We start from the raw sequence: 17,950 nt of genomic DNA on the forward strand, positions 1-17,950 counted from the left end.
CGGAAACATAATGACAGGCAGCCCTACGGGGCTGTTTTTTTATGGCAGAACTGGCGAAAGTGCAGCAACATGCAGAATTTTTGCTACACTAGGTTAAGTTGATCATTTCTATTCAAGTCTATGCATTGTCCATTTTGTAATGCCGCAGACAGTAAAGTCATTGATTCGCGTCTTGCTGCCGAGGGCTGCCAGATCCGCCGGCGAAGAGAGTGCATCAATTGCGGTGAGCGCTTTACCACGTTCGAAAGTTATGAAGTCGTCATGCCGCGTGTCATTAAATCCAATGGAAAAAATGAACCGTTTGATGAGGCCAAGCTTCGTCGTTCCCTGATGCATGCCCTGCAAAAACGCCCGGTGACTCAAGAGCAGATTGAAACGGTACTGAGCGATATTCAGCTTCAAATCCGTCGCTTGGGTGAACGTGATGTTAAATCGCAGACTATCGGTGAAATCGTCATGCAGTCTCTGTTTGCACTGGACCATGTAGCCTATGTAAGGTTTGCATCGGTATATCAGGATTTTCAGGATGTTGAGGCATTTCGGCGCCAAATTGAACAGATGCAGCAACGTTAACAGAAGCGGAGAAAGGTAGTGAATAGTGGACTTGACCAAGACTATTTTTATATGCGGCGTGCCATTGAGCTTGCGCGTCTCGGTCAGTATTCAACCAAGCCCAATCCGAATGTTGGCTGTGTAATTGTCAAGGATGGCCAAATTATTGGTGAAGGCTATCATCCACGCGCGGGACAGCCTCATGCCGAGGTATTTGCGTTGCGTCAGGCGGGTGAGCAGGCTCAAGACGCAACTGCATATGTTACGTTGGAACCCTGTGCACATTATGGCCGTACTCCTCCATGTGCAGAAGCATTGGTCAAACATCAATTAAAAAAAGTAGTAATTGCCTGCCCTGATCCGAATCCGCTGGTCGCAGGTAAGGGTATAGCCATTTTAAAACAAGCTGGTATCGAGGTGGAGAGTGGTATCTGTGAAAATGAAGCGGCACAGCTTAACTGCGGCTTTTTGAAAGCCATGGCTGTAGGCATGCCTTATGTACGTCTTAAAGTAGCTTCCAGTCTCGATGGTCGTACAGCAATGGCTTCAGGTGAGTCAAAATGGATCACAGGTAAAGCTGCCCGGCAGGATGTGCAACATTGGCGTGCAATTTCAGGAGTAGTGATTACCGGTATACAGACCGTGCTGACTGATGACTGCCAGCTAAATGTACGTTGTTTATCCGGGACTGATTTGCAGACCGTTGTGCAGCCCAAACGGCTGGTACTGGACCGTCAGGGGCAGTTACCGTTAACGGCCAGAATATTGGCTAGTCCGGAACAGCTTATGGTAATGGGTCCCTTCCGGCAGGAACTTGCCGACTTAGGCGTGATACAATTACCGTTACAGCCTTTAAAAGGGCTATTACAGACCTTATGTAACCAGTATCAGATTTTTGATGTGCTGGTTGAAGCGGGAGCAACGCTTTCTTCGGCCTTCTTGCAGGAAAAACTGGTTGATGAGATGATCAGCTATGTTGCACCCACTTTTTTGGGGCAATCTGCCCGTGCGATGTTTAATGCTGAATTTATCAGTATGGCTGAGCAACTTCGTTTTAAGCTGGAAGATGCTACAATTGTAGGTGATGATCTCCGCTTAAGGTTAATCCCTACTCAAGAGACAGTATGAATTCAGAGTCTTCGGTTTATCACAAGCGTCGTCATGCCGCCCGCACGACAGATGAATATCTTTTTCATCAGCTGGTTCCTTATCTGGGTAACAAGCGCCGACTACTCCACCTGATTTTAGAAGCACTTGAAATTACTGGTACCCTGAATCAGGGTAATAAACGTGCCCCGATTTTTGCTGATTTCTTCGCTGGCAGCGGAGTGGTTTCACGTCTGGCCCGACAAAATGGCTATCGTGTGATTGCCAATGACTGGGAACCTTATAGTCATGCACTGAATCATGCAATCTTGTCCTGTGTAGAGGCGCCTGCTTTTAAAGAGCTGGGCGGCTATCAAAAAGCAATTGATTATTTAAACCGTTTGCCTGAAGTCAAAGGCTGGGTGACCCATAATCTGTGTCCGCGTAATGACGAAGTTTATGATCCGACTCGTGATAGACTGTTCTTTAAGCGTCGCAATGGTATGCGTATTGACGCTATTCGCCAGCAGATTGCAACCTGGCAGGCACAAGGTGCAATTGATGATGTTGAGATGAGTGCCCTGCTTGCGCCATTACTTTATTCTGCCAGTTTTGTCAGTAATACCAGTGGTGTATTTAAAAGTTTTCATCAGGGCTGGGGAGGAAAGACCCAAACAGCCCTGGAACGAATTGAATCATTATTGTGGCTAACGCCTGGCCGTTTCTGCGAAGTAGGTGAGCCGAACAAGCCGGCTGCTGAAATGTGGTGTGTAGATGCCCAGCATCTGGCTAATCAGATGAGTAGCTTCGAGGTCGATGTCGCCTATCTGGATCCGCCTTATAACCAGCATGCCTATAGCAGTAACTATCATGTATTAAATGCATTAACTTTATGGGACCAGGTGGACTTGCCGAGCCCGGATACCAAAGGCTATAAAAGTGGGATTGACCGTGCCTGGCGCAAAGAACGTCCAAGTCCATACAATTCATCTAAACATGCTAAAAAAGCTTATGAAAAGCTGCTGTCAACGATTAATGCACGCTATATTCTGACCAGTTATTCAACTGATGGTAATATAGAAGCCAAGGATTTGCTGAAGGCCAATCTAGAGCGTGGCAAAGTGACACTGCTCACGCAGGATGTACCACGTTATCGGGTCAGCAAGCAGCGTCAGTCAGAGCGGGCACGTGTACTTGAGTTTATTGTCATTACCGATACCCATGCCAAATCCGGTCCGCCTTTACGTCAGCTGCTCAGCCAGCTTTATCATTTTGCTGAACTTGGTGGTGTAGATACCTCCGGCGTCAGTACGCAATTAGCCCTGTGGTAAATTATTTAAGAGAAGAGATCTATGTTTACAGGCATTATTGAAAGTCTTGGTAAAGTACAAAGCCTGCAGAGCGTAGGCGGAGATGTACGGTTACGGATTCAGACTGACCTTGATATGTCTGATGTAAATTTGGGAGATTCGATCGCGACCAATGGTATCTGTCTGACCGTGATTGAATGGGGCGAGAACTGGTATGCAGCGGATGTTTCACGAGAAAGTTTAAACCGTACTACATTAGGGCAATGGAAAGTCGGACAACCGGTCAATGTTGAAAAGGCTATGCTACCGACTACGCGTTTCGGTGGCCATATTGTCAGTGGCCATGTTGATGCGGTTGGTGAAATCACCTTGGTCCGTGAAGATGCACGTTCTGTTTACTATGAAGTGACTGCTCCAAAAGAAATTGCCAAGTATCTGGCCGAAAAAGGCTCGATCACTGTAGACGGTATCAGCCTGACCATTAATCATCTGCGTGGTAATATCTTAAGCCTGAATCTGATACCGCATACTGCCGAGCGCACCAATATCAGTACCTGGAAAACAGGCAGCAAAGTTAATCTGGAAGTAGATGTGTTGGCACGCTACATTGAACGTTTGTTGCTAGGTGATAAAGCTGCTGAACAGAAACCTGAGTCTTCTATCAGTATGGCATTTCTGGCAGAAAATGGTTTCTTGAAATAAGCTTAATAATTTGCTTTTAATATAAAAAACCGGCCATTATGACCGGTTTTTTATATTAAAATTTGATCATAGTGAGTACAGGATATATTGCTGGGCTTTTTAAAATGGTAGTTTCTTTCAGTCTAAATCAGCCTGTTTCAGATGCATGAGATAAAAATACAGATATAGAGAGAAAATCTGCACGGCTGATCAATAAATCCTGTGTGGAGACAGTCCACTGTTCACCCATAGAAATTTGTGAAATATGAGCAGAGAGCGGGCTGGTTGAGTGTATCCATAAATCTTCCTGAGCATCTGATAACTGGTCCTACTGCTGTAATGAGCACGATTCCGGCAGTATATGTCTATTGCACTACCTTGTTGCTAGCCAGTCTTATGAGAGCTCACCAGCCTTACCGGTTTTAAGCATCTAATCTTGGATAGATGTCTTAAACTTTGTATTTTTCAGGATGTATTCGATCTCTTCATGAGCTGCTGCCTGTAACCTGGCACGAAAGGCACTCACTGCCTGTTCAATCTGGGTATCTGCTTCAAGCTCTAAACGCAGGCGTACACTTTCAAGTTCAGTGAGAATTTGTTCATCCTGAACTTTCAGAAAATATTTCTGGGCGTAATCAATGGCTGGAAGCTCAGGATTTTTATGATAACGTGAACTGTACTCCAGTGTTTCCTGACTCAGCATCTGGTTCAAAATATACAGCTGCTCAGTCTGTTGATGAAACTGACGAGCTTCATCTTCATATAGCCCGGCATTATAAGCAGTTTGGTCGGCGCGTTTTTTCGCCAGAGATTTTTCTAGAGCCCGTTGTTTGCGAATACGGGCCTGTTCCAGCAGTTCTGCTTTGAGTTCAGCGTAAGCAGTTTCAATTCTCTGCTGTGATTCAAGCTGAGCTCTCTGCTCTCTTGCCTGCCAGTTCTGGATAGAAGTTTCTGGTCGCAGTAATTCACAGATTCGCTTGAGGTCATCTTCATATACTTGCCGGACAGGTTCCGGAGTATCCAGCCAGCGCTTTTTAAAGTCTTGACCAATATTAAGGGCCACCTGATTCTCCTCTAGATCATTTCATGTATATGGTACAAAGCTGATTTACAGTTTAAATGTGCGGGGTTGAATACCCAGTTGCCGGTAAGTTTTATATTTTTCCCGACCAGTTTGCTTGGCAGTTTCATTGTTTTCAATAATTTCAATTATATGTCCAAATTTTTCAACTGGACCAAGCGCTTTGTCAGAAAAATTAAACACCAGCCAGTCTAATTCAGCAGGCAGCTCAGCAGAAATACACACCGATGCATTAACCTGGTCAATGCCATGACCAATAAAACTGGCTGTATCGAAACTCCATAATGCTTCATCCAGCTGCTGCAGCATACTTGGATCGGGGCAATATAGCCAGATTCTGGCAGGCTGGCGCAAGATCTTACGGCATAAACGGCAAGCACTTTCTACTTGCCGTTCCTGACTTTTTTCGAACAGATAAAAACTGACCTTAGCCATTAGCCGCTGCACGGTTTGCTAAAAATTGCATCAGCATTGGAACAGGGCGGCCAGTTGCGCCTTTTGCTGCTCCAGATAACCACGCAGTACCGGCAACATCAAGATGTGCCCAGCGGTAATCTGTGGTAAAGCGCTGCAAAAAGCAGGCTGCAGTCACTGAACCGGCCTGTGGCCCGCCAATATTGCCCATATCTGCAAATGGTGAGTCAAGCTGTTCCTGGTAATCGTCCAGAACCGGCATACGCCATACACGGTCATGGCTCTGCTCTCCGGCACGGGTAATTTCGGCTGCCAGTTCATCATCTGGTGTAAACAGGCCAGAAAGTACTTTACCCAGCGCTACAACACATGCTCCGGTTAAAGTAGCAATATCAATCACCAGTGCAGGATTAAAGCGTTTTACATAAGTGAGGGTATCGCAGAGTACAAGACGGCCTTCAGCATCAGTATTCAGGATTTCGACAGTCTGACCACTCATGGTGGTAACGATATCACCCGGACGGGTAGCGTGTCCGGAAGGCATATTCTCAGCAGCAGCAACTGCTCCAATAACATGAATTGGCAGTTTTGCTTCACACAGTGCACGTATGGTCCCCAATACCGAAGCGGCACCACACATATCAAATTTCATTTCATCCATGCCTAAACCAGGTTTAAGTGAAATACCGCCCGTATCAAAGGTAACGCCTTTACCCACCAGAACTACTGGTGCCTCTTCGGTTTTCACTTTATATTCCAATGTGATGACACGGCCCGGACGGTCTGAACCTTTACTTACAGCCAGAAAAGCATTCATACCCAGATCAGCCATCTGCTGTTCATTAAGTACAGTGACTTTTAACAGATCAGGATATTGAGCCGCCAGTGCCTGTGCCTGTTCAGCCAGATATTCAGGAAAGCAGATATTGCCCGGACGGTTACCTAAATCCCGTGCAAAATTTTGTCCCGACTGTACAGCATGTAAAAGCGTTAGCTGTTGCTGGCTCAGGCTGCTCTGAGGTGCAACCAGTTCAATATGTTCCAGCTGGAACTCATTTTTCTTTGATTTAAATTCATCAAACTGATAAGCCGCCTGAGTCAGTCCAAGAGCAAAAAGGTAGTGAAATTCATCAGGTAGTGCTGAAATATCAATAGTGATGTGCTTGAATTTTTTTTGTGTAGATTTAATAACAGTTTGTGCGATTTTTGCTAACTTGGCTGTTTTGAACTCACTTACCTTATCGAGCCCCAGCAGTACAGCATTCTGATGAGCTGAAGTCTGAGCGATTAATGGCAGGCATTCATTCAAACTACCCTTGAACTGTGTCGCGTCTATTAAAGCCTTTAGTTCATTGAACTGGTAGCCTGTGGCAGGCTGTTCAAGGTTTTCAGCATCAGTCAGAATGATCAGATGTTGACTGGAAGTCAGAGTAGAGGAAGAGGTATTAATTGTCAGTTTCATATGTCTTTCATGCCTATTCAATAGCTTGATTTATTAAACCATTGAAACATTTCCTTTGATAGCATTTCAATGAGCAAGTCCGTGACAGGTTTTATATTTTTAACATTCGGGTAAACTAGCGCTAGTTCCGATTGGCCTTTTTGGAAGATTAACTTTGATTATCCGGCGTTATCTCGTCAAGCAAGTAGTTTCGACTTCATTGGTGGTCATTGCCTTATTGACCCTGATCATGATGGGCGGGCGTCTGATCAAGTATTTCGGCGTCGCAGCGCAAGGACGGCTTGATGCCAGTATTCTGCTGAGTATTATTGGCTACCGTTTACCGGAATTCTTGACCCTGATTCTTCCACTGGGGTTTTTTATTGGTTTAATGCTGGTTTTTGGCCGTCTTTATGTTGACCATGAAATGGCAGTGCTGAACGGAAGTGGTATTAGCCGTAACCGGCTAGCACGTCTTCTAATTCCCCTGACACTGGTTTATATGCTGGTACAGAGCATATTGATGCTGTGGATGTCGCCATGGGGAATCCGCCAGTTTGAGCAGCTGACCACTAGTCAGGCTGTGCGTACCGGTTTTGATCTGGTCAGGCCTAAAGAATTTATTTCTTCAGGTCCTTATACGATTTATGCCGGTTCACTTTCAGAAGATCATAAAAACCTAAAAGAGATATTTTTTTATCAACGGGCAGAAAAGCCGGGTAAACCTGATGTCATGATTCTGGCCAAGGAAGCTACCCGGGTAGAAATGATGGATGACAGCGCCAATGTTGTTGATCTGGTGCAGGGTCGCCGTTACGAGATTTATCCGGGTCAACCGCGCTATTCACAGGCAGAGTTTGAAAGTTACCGGTTACGTTTGGAAAATGACAAGACTGCAAATTTTGAAAGTGATGATGTTGCTGCACTTACCACCAGTAAACTCTGGGAGCAGCGGGCTGACCCGGTGGTGGAAAGTGAACTGGGGTGGCGGATATTTGTACCGTTTGCCATTATGGTCGCATTAATTTTGGCGATGGCGCTTTCTGAGGTCAGCCCACGCCAGGGACGCTACATGAAGTTATTTCCGGCTTTGCTTATTTTTGCCAGTCTGATTGTAGCGCTGATGGCCATTAAAACCCGGGCCAGTAAGGATGAAATCGGAATCTGGGCCTATCCGGCAGTTTTGCTGGTATATGCTGTTGCTGGCGCTCTCTTTTCCAGAAAGCAGAAACTGGCCCCTAAACTTAAGAAACAGATCAAGCGAGTAAGATCCTAATGCTGGCACGTAGAATTGTTGCAAAACATGTTACCAAAACCACAGCGCTCGCCATGCTGGGGGCAACCGTCGTGCTGTCTATTTTGCAGGTCCTGTTTACTTATCTGGGGGAGCTGGGAAATCTGAAAGAAGGCTATAATGCCTGGCAGGCACTATTGTATGTGTTATGGAGCGCACCACGTTATATTTATGAAATTCTACCGATTTCGGCATTGATCGGTGCAGTTTTAGGTTTAGGGACGCTAGCTTCAAACAGTGAATTAATTATCATGCGTGCCGCCGGTATCAGTCTCTGGCGGATTGTTGGCTGGGTAATGCGTTCAGCCTTATTACTGGTGATTTTATCTTTTGCCTTGAGTGAATGGGTTATTCCTGTAACTAATGAGCGTGCCGAAAGTGTAAAAAGTCACCGTTCAGTTGCACAGCTGGGCGAAGTCAAGGGCTACTGGAGCCGGGAAGGCCAGCGTTTTATTTATATTGATTATGCTAACTCGCAAGGAAATCTGCGTAATGTACAGGTAGTCGACTTCGATCAGGATTACCGTTTGCAGGCTTTACTGAATGCTGACTCTGGCCAGTTTGAACAAGATGGCCAATGGCGTTTACAGAACTCTGTACAGGTAGACATTCTGGAAGCCGGTAATGCAGTACAGCATATTGCTGAACAGCAGCCTCTTGCACTGGCGTTAAAACCTAAATATGTCCATATGGTAACACTAGACCCAGAAGATTTATCTCCGAGTCAACTAATAAGCTTCATGCGTTATATGGAAGAATACAGTCAAGTACCCAAAACTTATCAATTGGCCTTCTGGCAGAAACTGGCTTCACCATTTGCCCTGATTACCTTGGTACTGATTGCCTGCTCATTTATTTTCGGTCCTTTACGTCAGCAATCGATGGGCTTCCGGCTGGTTATTGCGCTGTTTATCGGTCTCGGCTTTTACTATCTGCAAGATTTTCTTGGCTATGCCAGTCTGGTCTATTCACCTTCTCCAGTCTGGTTTGTCTTTTTCCCGATTCTGCTGATGTTTATCGGTGGTAGTTATTTGTTATATCGGGCACGCTAGACCAATTGAAGGAACTGATAGACGGGATCGTCTAAACTCATCTCGACTACATAGAGTCTTAAGCCAAAATTGGTTAAGATAGCCTGATGAATTTGCAAACAGAAAAGAGTGTAAAAACATGACGGATGCGACAACAGGCAAAATTCCACACGTACTGGTCATCATGGATGGCATAGGTCATCGTGAAGCGGTTAAGGACAATGCCTTTCTTGCGGCAAAAACACCCAATCTGACCGCTATGAAGCAAAAGCATCCGCATGCCCTGATTTCTGGATCTGGAGAGGACGTGGGGCTTCCAGATGGACAAATGGGTAATTCAGAAGTGGGCCATATGAATTTGGGTGCTGGTCGAGTGCTATATCAGGACTTTACTCGTATTACCAAGGAAATCCGTACCGGAGCATTCTTTGAACATGAAGTGCTGGTTGATGCCGTAGAGAAAGCGAAGAAAGCTAACGGTGCAGTACATATTATGGGGCTGCTATCCGAAGGTGGAGTGCATTCGCATCAGGACCATATTATGGCTATGTGTGAACTGGCGCTTAAACGTGGTGCACAGGTCTATCTGCATGCGTTTCTAGATGGCCGCGACACGCCACCAAAAAGTGCCGAACCATCTTTGCAGAAGCTGGATGCCTTATTTGCCCAATACCCGGGTCAGGGGCGTATAGTCAGCCTGATTGGCCGCTATTATGCTATGGACCGTGATAACCGCTGGGATCGTGTGGAGCAGGCCTATCGTCTGTTAACTGAAAGTGAAGCACTGCGCGTAGCAGCGACTGCAACTGAAGGACTGGAGCAGGCCTATGCAGCAGATGAGACAGATGAGTTTGTAAAAGCTACTCGTATTGGTGAGCCTGTAAAAATTCAGGATGGTGATGCAGTGGTCTTTATGAACTTCCGTGCAGACCGCGCACGCGAACTGACCCGTGCTTTCGTGGAAAAGAATTTTCAGGGGTTTGAACGGAAGGTTGTGCCAGCATTATCCAAATTTGTGATGCTGACCCGTTATCAGGCCACTATTGATGCACCGGTTGCCTATATGCCGGATGCTCTGGTTAACTCTCTGGGCGAGTACCTGTCCAATCTGGGCAAAACCCAGCTCCGTATTGCCGAAACTGAAAAATATGCTCATGTGACTTTCTTTTTTAGTGGCGGCCGTGAAGAAGAATATCCGGGTGAAAAGCGTATCCTGATACCTTCTCCAAATGTGGCAACTTATGACCTTAAGCCTGAAATGAGTGCCTATGAAGTCACGGATGAACTGGTCAAGGCTATACATTCAGGTGAATATGATCTGCTGGTAGTAAACTATGCAAATGGTGACATGGTCGGCCATACCGGTATATTTGATGCCGCAGTAAAAGCGGTTGAAGCAGTAGATACTTGTCTTGGCCGGGTCTATGAAGCAGTAATGGCCAAGCATGGACACATGCTGGTAACAGCCGATCATGGTAATGTTGAACAAATGCAAGATTACCAAAGTGGTCAGGTCCATACCCAGCATACCACTGAACTGGTTCCTTTCATCTATGTCGGACCGACCTCTGCAGAGATTATCGAAGGGGGAGTACTTGCCGATGTTGCACCTACTTTGCTGAATCTTATGAAATTACCTGTACCGGCAGAAATGCAGGGACGTAATCTGGTTCAGTTAAGTACCTCTTAAACAACGATAGGTGAATCATATGCTCCAGCACTGGAAATACAGGGCAGTCATTGCCGGCTTATTAGGGTGTTGGAGTAGTACTATTCTAGCCGCAAATATGGCTAATGATGCATTTGTGCCTGAGTTAAATTCACCAGTGACACAAGAGGATTTTGCTGAGATTCCGGTTGAGTCCATTCAGCAGTTTGTCGAGATTTACGGAATTGTAAAAGATAATTATGTTTCCGATAAGACTGATGATGAACTGTTCCAACAGGCAATTAGAGGATTGGTCAGTGGGCTGGACCGTTACTCACGCTATCTTTCAGCAGAGGATTACCGTGAACTGATTCAATATACTGAAGGAGATATTGCTTCAGTTGATTTTAACTTAAATTATGATGTGCATGATCGCCAGTGGCGGATCCGTGATTTAAAAGATGGCTCGGACTCTTCTAAACTGGGGTTACGCAACGGTGTATCTGTCTCGCGTATTGATAACCAGGAACTTAAGAGTCTAAACCACAGCCAGGTCAATAACCTGTTATATGGTACTGTCGGTTCAACGCTAGAAATGCAGCTGGGCAATAACGCCACACCGATCAGTTTGGTCCGTAACAAGAAGATTGAAGCCGATATTGAACCGATATTGATTCATAATCAGCAAGTTCTAGTACTCAAAGTACATGTATTCCAGCAGGATACTGCTAACCAGATTAAATCACTTATTGAAGAGAACCAGTCGCCACGTTTGAAAACAGTCCTGATTGATCTGCGCAATAACCCGGGTGGATTGCTCTCGGCTGCGGTTGAGACTGCAGATCTATTCCTGAATCAGGGCGTTATTGTTTCCACCAAAAGTCGTTCAGAAGGCAGTCAGCAGTTTCAGGCTTTACCGGGCAATGAGTTCCAGAACCTGAAAATGGGTATTCTCATTAATAACCGTTCTGCTTCTGCGGCTGAGGTGTTTACAGGAGCTCTAAAAGCTCAGAAACGAGCTTGGGTTATTGGTGAAAAAAGCTATGGTAAAGGTGTAGTCCAGAAGTTATTTCCCTTACCTAATGGTGCAGCACTACAGATGACGGTGTCACATTATTACACTCCAGACGGCAACATGATTGAAGGCCGTGGTATTCAACCGGATCAGCTATTTCCGATGAGCCCAAGTATTAAAGAAGAAACTTATCTGGACAATGTGGCAGAATTACTATTAAAGAAATATCCCTGACTACTCATCATCGGTATCCAGCCCAAATTTTTTAAGTCGATAACGTAAAGAGCGAAAACTCATTCCAAGTTTTTTAGCAGCCAAAGTCCGGTTCCAGTGTGTCTGGTTCAGTGCAGTGAGCAGAACTTCTTTTTCAATATTTTCCAGATACTGCTCCAGGCCTTCGGCAGGAATTTTCCTGTGAGGGCTCAACGGAATAACTTGGTCCGTTAGCGGTTCATGATTAATTTGGCCTGCTACAAAATTTTGGACATTGCGCAAAGGTGCACTTTGTAGTTGCGGTAAATCAATATATTCATTATCACTTAATGTGATCGCACGTTCGATAATATTACGCAGTTCACGCACATTCCCCGGAAAATATTGCTGCATCAGAAATTGCTGGCCGCGCTCGGTCAGAATTTTATTGGGAATATCCCACTCCTTACATACTTCCTGAATAAAATGTTTAGCCAACAGAAGAATATCATCTTCACGTTCACGCAGGGGAGGCAGAACAATATCCATGACATGAATCCGAAAGAAGAGATCCTGCCGGAACTTACCTTGCTGTACCAGTATTTCCAGGTCCTGATGACTGGCACTAATTACACGAAAATCCACATCAATTTCCTGATCACTACCAATCGGACGGATTTTCTTTTCCTGTACGGCACGGAGTAATTTAACCTGCATGGCCAGAGGCAGTTCAGCAATTTCATCCAGAAACAAGCTACCGCCATGGGCAGAATAAATTAGTCCCTGTTTGTCCTGACTTGCGCCGGTAAAACTACCCTTTTTGTGTCCAAACAGCTCACTTTCCATGAGATCGCTTGGAATAGCGCCACAGTTAATAGCAATAAATGGACCATCACTGCGGTTACTTAAGCGATGCACCAGATTAGCCACTACCTCCTTGCCTGTACCGGATTCACCAGTAATAAAGACAGGTGCCTGTGAGCGGGCAATTTTTTTCAAGGCAATTTTGAGCTGCTGGATTGGCAAAGAAGTGCCAATCAACATCCGATTTTCCAAAGCATCTTGAACCAGTTGCTGAGCAGATTGAGGTGTATTGAGTGCTTTTTGAACCAGTTGCTGTAGATGGGCCTGATTGACAGGTTTACTGACAAAATCAAAAGCGCCAGCCTTGAGTGCTGAAATAGCAATTTCCATATTGCCATAGGCGGTCAAAACGGCGATTGGTGTACAAGGATAAAGTTGTGAAACATACTGGACTAATTCCAGCCCATTGCCATCTGGCAAATTCAGATCAGTCAGGCAGGCATCATAAGCATGTTGCTGAAAAAGTTTTTTTGCCTGCTCCAGTCCATGTGCAATGTGGGTCCTGATATTGATTTTGGCCAAAGACATTTGCATTAAAGTACAAAGGTCCTCCTCATCATCGACCAATAATATAAGTGCCTGCTGATTTGTCATGATGTTCGAAAAACCTGGTTAATTCTAATAAATAATGGAGCATTCGATTCGAAAACATGCGCCTTGTTGTTGCTTGACATAAGTAAGTTTTGCATGATTAGCCTCACAAAAACTGTGAGATAAATATAATCCTAAACCAGTTCCATTGATTTCGGTACTAAAAAAGGGTTTAAATAATTGTGAAATATCGCGCTCTGCTACGCCTTGACCAAAATCAATAACATCAATCCAGCCGCGTTCTTCTGTGCCATGTACCCGTATAATTATAAAAGACTGCTCTGCTGAATTATGCCTTAATGCATTACGGATCAGATTAATAAGCACTTGACGTAGCTGGAGTTCATCAAAATAAATCCAGATATCCTGCTCAATCTGTAGCTGTACAGCCTGTTTTATATCGATCAGGTCTTCATTTAAAACTTGGGAAAGAAAACCTGATAACCTGATTTTAGCAGGCTCAGTCGGACTGTTACGTGCCATATTCAAGGTATCATGAATAATCTTGTCAATACGTTGTGACTGCCGGTCAATCATGCCTGTGAGCATCTGCAACTGTTCTGGCTGGCTGTCAGCTAATAATTCATTAGCCTGAACAATAGCTGCCAAAGGATTACGAATTTCATGGGCAATACTGGCCGAAAGCTGTCCCAGTGCCATCAGTTTTAATTGTTGTACCTGCTGCTTGATTTTCTGGGCATCCTGCAATATCAACAAGGTTAAAGCTTGATGAGGCACAAGAAGTTTCTGAACCTGTATATCGACACTGTAAGGTGAAAGCTGTGATTCAAACAGGAACCTTTCACCATCTTTTAAGTCACTAAACCGGATAAGCGTATACAGGTCTGGCTGGAGTTTACGTAGAAAATACTTTTCATCAGTAAAAATCGGTGGAATACCTAGTAATGAACAGGCTGCCGGATTATTTAAAATCACCTGCTGCTGCTCATCTAAAACTAAATAGCCTACCTCAATTTGCTCCAAAATAGCCCGGTTAATATTCTGTAGCTGGTTAAGCTCAATGGACTGATAAAAATTCAGGTTTTCCAAAAGGCGAAACCGCTGTACAGCAATCTGTCCAATGCCATACATCACAAAAAATAAAAAAGCTAATAAAGCACTATTACTGATACTGTTGAGATGGGAGCTGTTAAAAAAACTTCCTACTACCTGCTGGTAAATCACACTAATTACAGCAACCAGTGTGATAATTAAAGCAAGCTGGGGCCTGAGTAAAATTGTTGCGGCAAAGACCGTCACCACAAAAAGTAGACTTAAGTGCAGATTGGGTCCACCCAGTGCAAAATTTAGTAGGCTAAAACAGCATACATCTACTATAAACAGTAAAATAAGCTGCTTCGAAATTTCAAAAGGTAGAATTTTATAAAAAATCAGCTGGATACAGCTGATCAGGGCATAACCTACAATACTATAAAAGTACAGGTCAGGATGCTGGTAGTCTTGAGCAACAGTCTCAAGGGTTAGTGCAAAAATAATATTAAGACTAAGTGCTAGAACAAGACGATAAGCACTGTACCACTCTCCCAGACGGTAGATGGTCTGAAGCAGTGAGGCAGGGCGTAGAGAGGCCATCTTTACGCCTATACTTAAGGTTTAATCAAGCCATAACGGATCGCCAGATGGGTGAGTTTCACGTCACTATCAATATCAAGTTTTTCAAATATACGATAACGGTAAGTATTGACTGTTTTAACACTGACAAAGAGCTTGTCTGCAATTTCCTGAGCACTGATACAGTTCACTACCATCATGGCAACCTGCATTTCCCGTTCAGACAAGGCATCAAAAGGAGACTGCTGTGTATCAGAAAGATAAGAACTGGCCAGCTGTTCGGCAATATCAGCACTAAAATACTTGCCTCCTTGCATGACCTTATTAATAGCACGTACCATTTCTGTAATAGGTGCACCTTTAGTGATATAACCTTTGGCGCCAGCTTTAAGTAACAAAGACGGGTAAGGTTCCTCAGCTAAACCGCTGACCGCCAGAACCTTGGTTTCAGGGGCAGTCTGTAAAAGACGACGGGTCGTTTCTACTCCGCCAATACCTGGCATGTTTACATCAAGTAAAACTACATTAGGATGAAGCTGCCGGACCAAGGCAATGGCTTCTTCTCCAGACTCTGCTTGCCCGATCACCTGTACATCTGCATGATCTTCTAACATACGACAAATGCCAGTACGTACCAATTCATGGTCATCGACGACTAAAATAGTGATCAACTTGGCTCTCCTTAAACTAAAAAATCATGATTTTTGTTACATAAAGCAAAATTAGCTTGCAATGAAACGACAAAATTAGCAATCCTATCTCTAAAATTGAACGAATAGATATGCACAATTACCTAAGCGATAAAAAGCTACGGGTTTTGTACAAATGTAAGGCATATTTGAGGTAATTAGCAAATCGCGTTTTGCCTCTCCAAGACGAGTATACCGCCGTGAAAAATTCTAAAAAGTCTTTAATGCATGTGCTAAGCATGTCTGTCCTGCTTGGCCTGAGTTCAACGAGCTTTGCAGAACTCATTGTGAACTCCTCTCCGGGGGGCAGTAACTCTGCATCACTTAACTGGTCATCAGAAGATGTCAGCCAGTTTATGAATGCTGATGAACCATCCCCACAAGGTTCTACCAGCGTTACTACCACTATTCGTCAGCAAAATAGTCCAGCAGCTACTCTGAAACCTAAAACGGTTCAGATTATTAACTCAACCTCGTATGTGAACCAACCTTCAGTGAATGCCCGTGCAGCACTGGTCATGGATGCACAAACAGGTGAGGTACTGTTCAGTAAAAACACCAACACGGCATTACCGATTGCATCAATTACCAAATTGATGACCGCCGTAGTGACTTCTGATGCACGTCTAAATATGTCAGAAGAAATTACTTTGCAACCTATTGACTTTATTGGTCCTAAAAAAGCCAGTTCTACTCTGCGTGCCGGTGACAAAATGAACCGTGCAGAAGTTCTGCTTTTTGCTTTAATGAAGTCTGAAAACCCGGCAGCGGCGGCTCTGGCACGGACTTATCCAGGCGGAAAACCGGCATTTGTAGCAGCAATGAATGCCAAGGCACGCGAGCTTGGCATGCATAGTGCCAAGTTTTATGAATCTACGGGTCTGGATGCACGTAATGTCGCATCTGCCCGTGACTTGGGTATTTTGGTAAGTGCTGCTTCTCAGTACGGCCTGATCCGCCAGTTTTCAACAACACCCACCTATGATTTTAATCTAGGCTACCGTGTGCTTAAATCGAATAATACCAATGCACTGGTACGTAACGGGGGCTGGAATATTAACCTGTCTAAAACCGGATTTATTAATGAAGCAGGCCGTTGTGTAGTTATGCATGCAACTGTAAATCAGCGTCCGGCTATTGTGGTGCTATTAGGTGCGTCAGATACCCAGTCTCGTAATAATGATGCAACCCGTTTATTTAGCTGGCTTAATCAGCTTCCTAAGAATATTTAACCCAAACCTCAAGAGCTGATGATAGAATTTAGCTCTTAAGTATATAAAAAGCCCTGTAGAAACAGGGCTTTTTATATTCAGGCCAGATTATTTTTCCATATTGGAGAGAATAGAGGTCTTAACATCATTCATTGTGGCATCAATCGTCAGCATGACCGCATCAGCACATTGCTTGATTGCTGTATCTGGATCTTTCAAACCGTTTCCTGTTACTGTGCAGACAATAACTGAACCTTCAGCAATTTTACCCGCCTTAATATCACGGATCGCACCGCCAATTGAAGCAGCTGAAGCAGGTTCTACAAATACACCCTCATACATTGATAACATACGCTGTGCGTCTAGAATTTCGCTATCTTGCAGTTCATCAAACCAGCCCTCAGAATCACGTACAACTGCTTTAGCATGGTTCCAGCTTTGTGGATTACCAATGCGGATGGCTGTAGCCACAGTCTCTGGCGCAGCTACGGGAGCACCACGCAGGAAAGGAGCAGCCCCTGAAGCCTGATAACCCACCATAACAGGTAGGCCTTCAGGCTTAGGTCCAGTAAAGGTATCTGTTACGGCATCATAAATCACTTGCTCGAACTGGTCAGCAGGCTGATTGGCAACAGCTTCAGTATAGCCCATCCAGTGTGCAGTAATATTTCCGGCATTACCTACAGGCAGGCAGTGATAATCCGGTGCACGGCCAAGAGCTTCTACAATTTCATAAGCAATGGTTTTCTGGCCCTGTAAGCGGAATGGATTAATTGAGTTAACAATAGTTACTGGTGCCTGATCGGCAACTTCTTTTACCAGACGCATACCATCATCAAAATTACCACGGATTTGCATAGTGATTGCACCATACATCATGGCCTGAGCCATTTTACCCATCGCAATTTTGCCTTCAGGAATCAAAACAAAAGCTTTGATGCCGGCACGTGCTGCATAAGCAGCCGCAGCTGCCGAAGTATTGCCTGTAGATGCACAGATAATCGCTTTAGAGCCTTCCTCAACCGCTTTGGTCACTGCCATGGTCATGCCACGGTCTTTAAATGAACCAGTCGGGTTAAGACCTTCATACTTCACATAAATTTCAACATCTTTACCAATAATACGTGGAATATTCTCAAGCTTGATCAGCGGCGTATTACCTTCGCCCAGAGAAATAGCACGAGTCGTTGCTGAAACGGGCAAACGGTCACGATAACGGTCTACAAGACCGGTATAACGGTTGGCATTAGACATGATGATGTTCCAAATATGAGGTAG

Annotated in this window: 16 protein-coding genes; 9 read left to right on the plus strand and 7 right to left on the minus strand. The window is 44.6% G+C overall.

The window, feature by feature from the left end:
* Positions 1 to 120: 120 nt before the first annotated feature.
* The 4 genes from nrdR to AC0VYT_RS00765 are packed head-to-tail and all read left to right on the plus strand — an operon-like array spanning position 121 to position 3,650.
* Positions 121 to 573, plus strand: a complete 453-nt coding sequence (gene nrdR / locus AC0VYT_RS00750; RefSeq protein WP_005017176.1) for a transcriptional regulator NrdR — start codon at positions 121 to 123, stop codon at positions 571 to 573.
* Positions 574 to 624: 51 nt separating this feature from the next.
* On the plus strand, positions 625 to 1,680 hold the full coding sequence (gene ribD / locus AC0VYT_RS00755; protein WP_050762828.1) for a bifunctional diaminohydroxyphosphoribosylaminopyrimidine deaminase/5-amino-6-(5-phosphoribosylamino)uracil reductase RibD: 1,056 nt from the start codon (positions 625 to 627) through the stop codon (positions 1,678 to 1,680).
* Complete coding sequence (locus AC0VYT_RS00760) at positions 1,677 to 2,969, plus strand: DNA adenine methylase (RefSeq protein ID WP_005017173.1); 1,293 nt, start codon at positions 1,677 to 1,679, stop codon at positions 2,967 to 2,969. The genes ribD and AC0VYT_RS00760 overlap by 4 nt, the downstream gene beginning before the upstream one ends.
* A gap of 21 nt (positions 2,970 to 2,990) precedes the next feature.
* The gene (locus AC0VYT_RS00765; protein ID WP_005017171.1) at positions 2,991 to 3,650 is read left to right on the plus strand and encodes a riboflavin synthase; all 660 of its coding nucleotides are present in this window, start codon (positions 2,991 to 2,993) and stop codon (positions 3,648 to 3,650) included.
* Between the two features lie 409 nt (positions 3,651 to 4,059).
* On the opposite strand, the gene blhA is transcribed toward AC0VYT_RS00765, so the two are convergent.
* From blhA to AC0VYT_RS00780, 3 genes are read right to left on the minus strand one after another with little or no spacing between them, the layout of a single operon-like run.
* Positions 4,060 to 4,692 carry a cell division protein BlhA gene (blhA, locus tag AC0VYT_RS00770; RefSeq protein WP_005017169.1) on the minus strand — a complete coding sequence of 211 codons (633 nt, stop codon included), beginning with the start codon at positions 4,690 to 4,692 and terminating at the stop codon, positions 4,060 to 4,062.
* A gap of 45 nt (positions 4,693 to 4,737) precedes the next feature.
* Positions 4,738 to 5,145, minus strand: coding sequence for a DNA polymerase III subunit chi (locus AC0VYT_RS00775; protein ID WP_005017167.1), 408 nt, complete (start codon positions 5,143 to 5,145; stop codon positions 4,738 to 4,740).
* Positions 5,138 to 6,586 carry a leucyl aminopeptidase gene (locus AC0VYT_RS00780; RefSeq protein ID WP_005017165.1) on the minus strand — a complete coding sequence of 483 codons (1,449 nt, stop codon included), beginning with the start codon at positions 6,584 to 6,586 and terminating at the stop codon, positions 5,138 to 5,140. Before AC0VYT_RS00780 ends, AC0VYT_RS00775 begins: the two co-directional genes overlap by 8 nt.
* Before the next feature lie 154 nt (positions 6,587 to 6,740).
* Between AC0VYT_RS00780 and lptF the strand changes: the two genes are divergently transcribed.
* From lptF to AC0VYT_RS00800, 4 genes are all read left to right on the plus strand, one after another.
* Positions 6,741 to 7,841 (plus strand): LPS export ABC transporter permease LptF, encoded by a 1,101-nt coding sequence (gene lptF / locus AC0VYT_RS00785; RefSeq protein WP_005017162.1) that lies wholly within the window; start codon positions 6,741 to 6,743, stop codon positions 7,839 to 7,841.
* On the plus strand, positions 7,841 to 8,911 hold the full coding sequence (gene lptG / locus AC0VYT_RS00790; protein ID WP_005017161.1) for an LPS export ABC transporter permease LptG: 1,071 nt from the start codon (positions 7,841 to 7,843) through the stop codon (positions 8,909 to 8,911). Before lptF ends, lptG begins: the two co-directional genes overlap by 1 nt.
* A 118-nt stretch (positions 8,912 to 9,029) precedes the next feature.
* On the plus strand, positions 9,030 to 10,580 hold the full coding sequence (gene gpmI / locus AC0VYT_RS00795; RefSeq protein ID WP_005017159.1) for a 2,3-bisphosphoglycerate-independent phosphoglycerate mutase: 1,551 nt from the start codon (positions 9,030 to 9,032) through the stop codon (positions 10,578 to 10,580).
* Between the two features lie 19 nt (positions 10,581 to 10,599).
* Complete coding sequence (locus AC0VYT_RS00800) at positions 10,600 to 11,787, plus strand: S41 family peptidase (protein WP_005017158.1); 1,188 nt, start codon at positions 10,600 to 10,602, stop codon at positions 11,785 to 11,787.
* Here the strand turns inward: AC0VYT_RS00800 and AC0VYT_RS00805 are convergent, their stop codons facing one another.
* From AC0VYT_RS00805 to gacA, 3 genes are read right to left on the minus strand one after another with little or no spacing between them, the layout of a single operon-like run.
* A complete protein-coding gene (locus AC0VYT_RS00805) occupies positions 11,788 to 13,203 on the minus strand; it encodes a sigma-54-dependent transcriptional regulator (RefSeq protein ID WP_005017156.1) in 1,416 nt (471 codons plus the stop codon).
* Positions 13,204 to 13,227: 24 nt separating this feature from the next.
* On the minus strand, positions 13,228 to 14,793 hold the full coding sequence (locus tag AC0VYT_RS00810; RefSeq protein ID WP_005017153.1) for a sensor histidine kinase: 1,566 nt from the start codon (positions 14,791 to 14,793) through the stop codon (positions 13,228 to 13,230).
* A 14-nt stretch (positions 14,794 to 14,807) separates the two neighbouring features.
* Complete coding sequence (gene gacA / locus AC0VYT_RS00815) at positions 14,808 to 15,443, minus strand: response regulator transcription factor GacA (protein WP_005017150.1); 636 nt, start codon at positions 15,441 to 15,443, stop codon at positions 14,808 to 14,810.
* A gap of 218 nt (positions 15,444 to 15,661) precedes the next feature.
* Here gacA and pbpG point away from each other — a divergent pair, with 218 nt between their 5' ends.
* Positions 15,662 to 16,693, plus strand: coding sequence for a D-alanyl-D-alanine endopeptidase PBP7/8 (gene pbpG, locus AC0VYT_RS00820; protein ID WP_005017149.1), 1,032 nt, complete (start codon positions 15,662 to 15,664; stop codon positions 16,691 to 16,693).
* 87 nt (positions 16,694 to 16,780) lie between these two features.
* Here pbpG and thrC read toward each other — a convergent pair whose 3' ends face one another.
* Entirely contained in the window at positions 16,781 to 17,926 is a 1,146-nt protein-coding gene (gene thrC / locus AC0VYT_RS00825; RefSeq protein WP_005017146.1) for a threonine synthase, read from the minus strand.
* Between the last annotated feature and the right edge of the window lie 24 nt (positions 17,927 to 17,950).

It is taken from the genome of Acinetobacter sp. QJM3NY_42 (genome assembly GCF_056173745.1).

Excerpts from the sequence above, each read along its gene's own strand:
- AC0VYT_RS00780 (WP_005017165.1), bottom strand. The coding sequence starts at position 6,586 with ATGAAACTGACAATTAATACCTCTTCCTCTACTCTGACTTCCAGTCAA.
- AC0VYT_RS00800 (WP_005017158.1), top strand. The coding sequence starts at position 10,600 with ATGCTCCAGCACTGGAAATACAGGGCAGTCATTGCCGGCTTATTAGGG.
- lptG (WP_005017161.1), top strand. The coding sequence starts at position 7,841 with ATGCTGGCACGTAGAATTGTTGCAAAACATGTTACCAAAACCACAGCG.
- AC0VYT_RS00805 (WP_005017156.1), bottom strand. The coding sequence starts at position 13,203 with ATGACAAATCAGCAGGCACTTATATTATTGGTCGATGATGAGGAGGAC.
- AC0VYT_RS00810 (WP_005017153.1), bottom strand. The coding sequence starts at position 14,793 with ATGGCCTCTCTACGCCCTGCCTCACTGCTTCAGACCATCTACCGTCTG.
- ribD (WP_050762828.1), top strand. The coding sequence starts at position 625 with ATGCGGCGTGCCATTGAGCTTGCGCGTCTCGGTCAGTATTCAACCAAG.
- thrC (WP_005017146.1), bottom strand. The coding sequence starts at position 17,926 with ATGTCTAATGCCAACCGTTATACCGGTCTTGTAGACCGTTATCGTGAC.
- AC0VYT_RS00765 (WP_005017171.1), top strand. The coding sequence starts at position 2,991 with ATGTTTACAGGCATTATTGAAAGTCTTGGTAAAGTACAAAGCCTGCAG.
- nrdR (WP_005017176.1), top strand. The coding sequence starts at position 121 with ATGCATTGTCCATTTTGTAATGCCGCAGACAGTAAAGTCATTGATTCG.
- AC0VYT_RS00775 (WP_005017167.1), bottom strand. The coding sequence starts at position 5,145 with ATGGCTAAGGTCAGTTTTTATCTGTTCGAAAAAAGTCAGGAACGGCAA.
- gpmI (WP_005017159.1), top strand. The coding sequence starts at position 9,030 with ATGACGGATGCGACAACAGGCAAAATTCCACACGTACTGGTCATCATG.
- AC0VYT_RS00760 (WP_005017173.1), top strand. The coding sequence starts at position 1,677 with ATGAATTCAGAGTCTTCGGTTTATCACAAGCGTCGTCATGCCGCCCGC.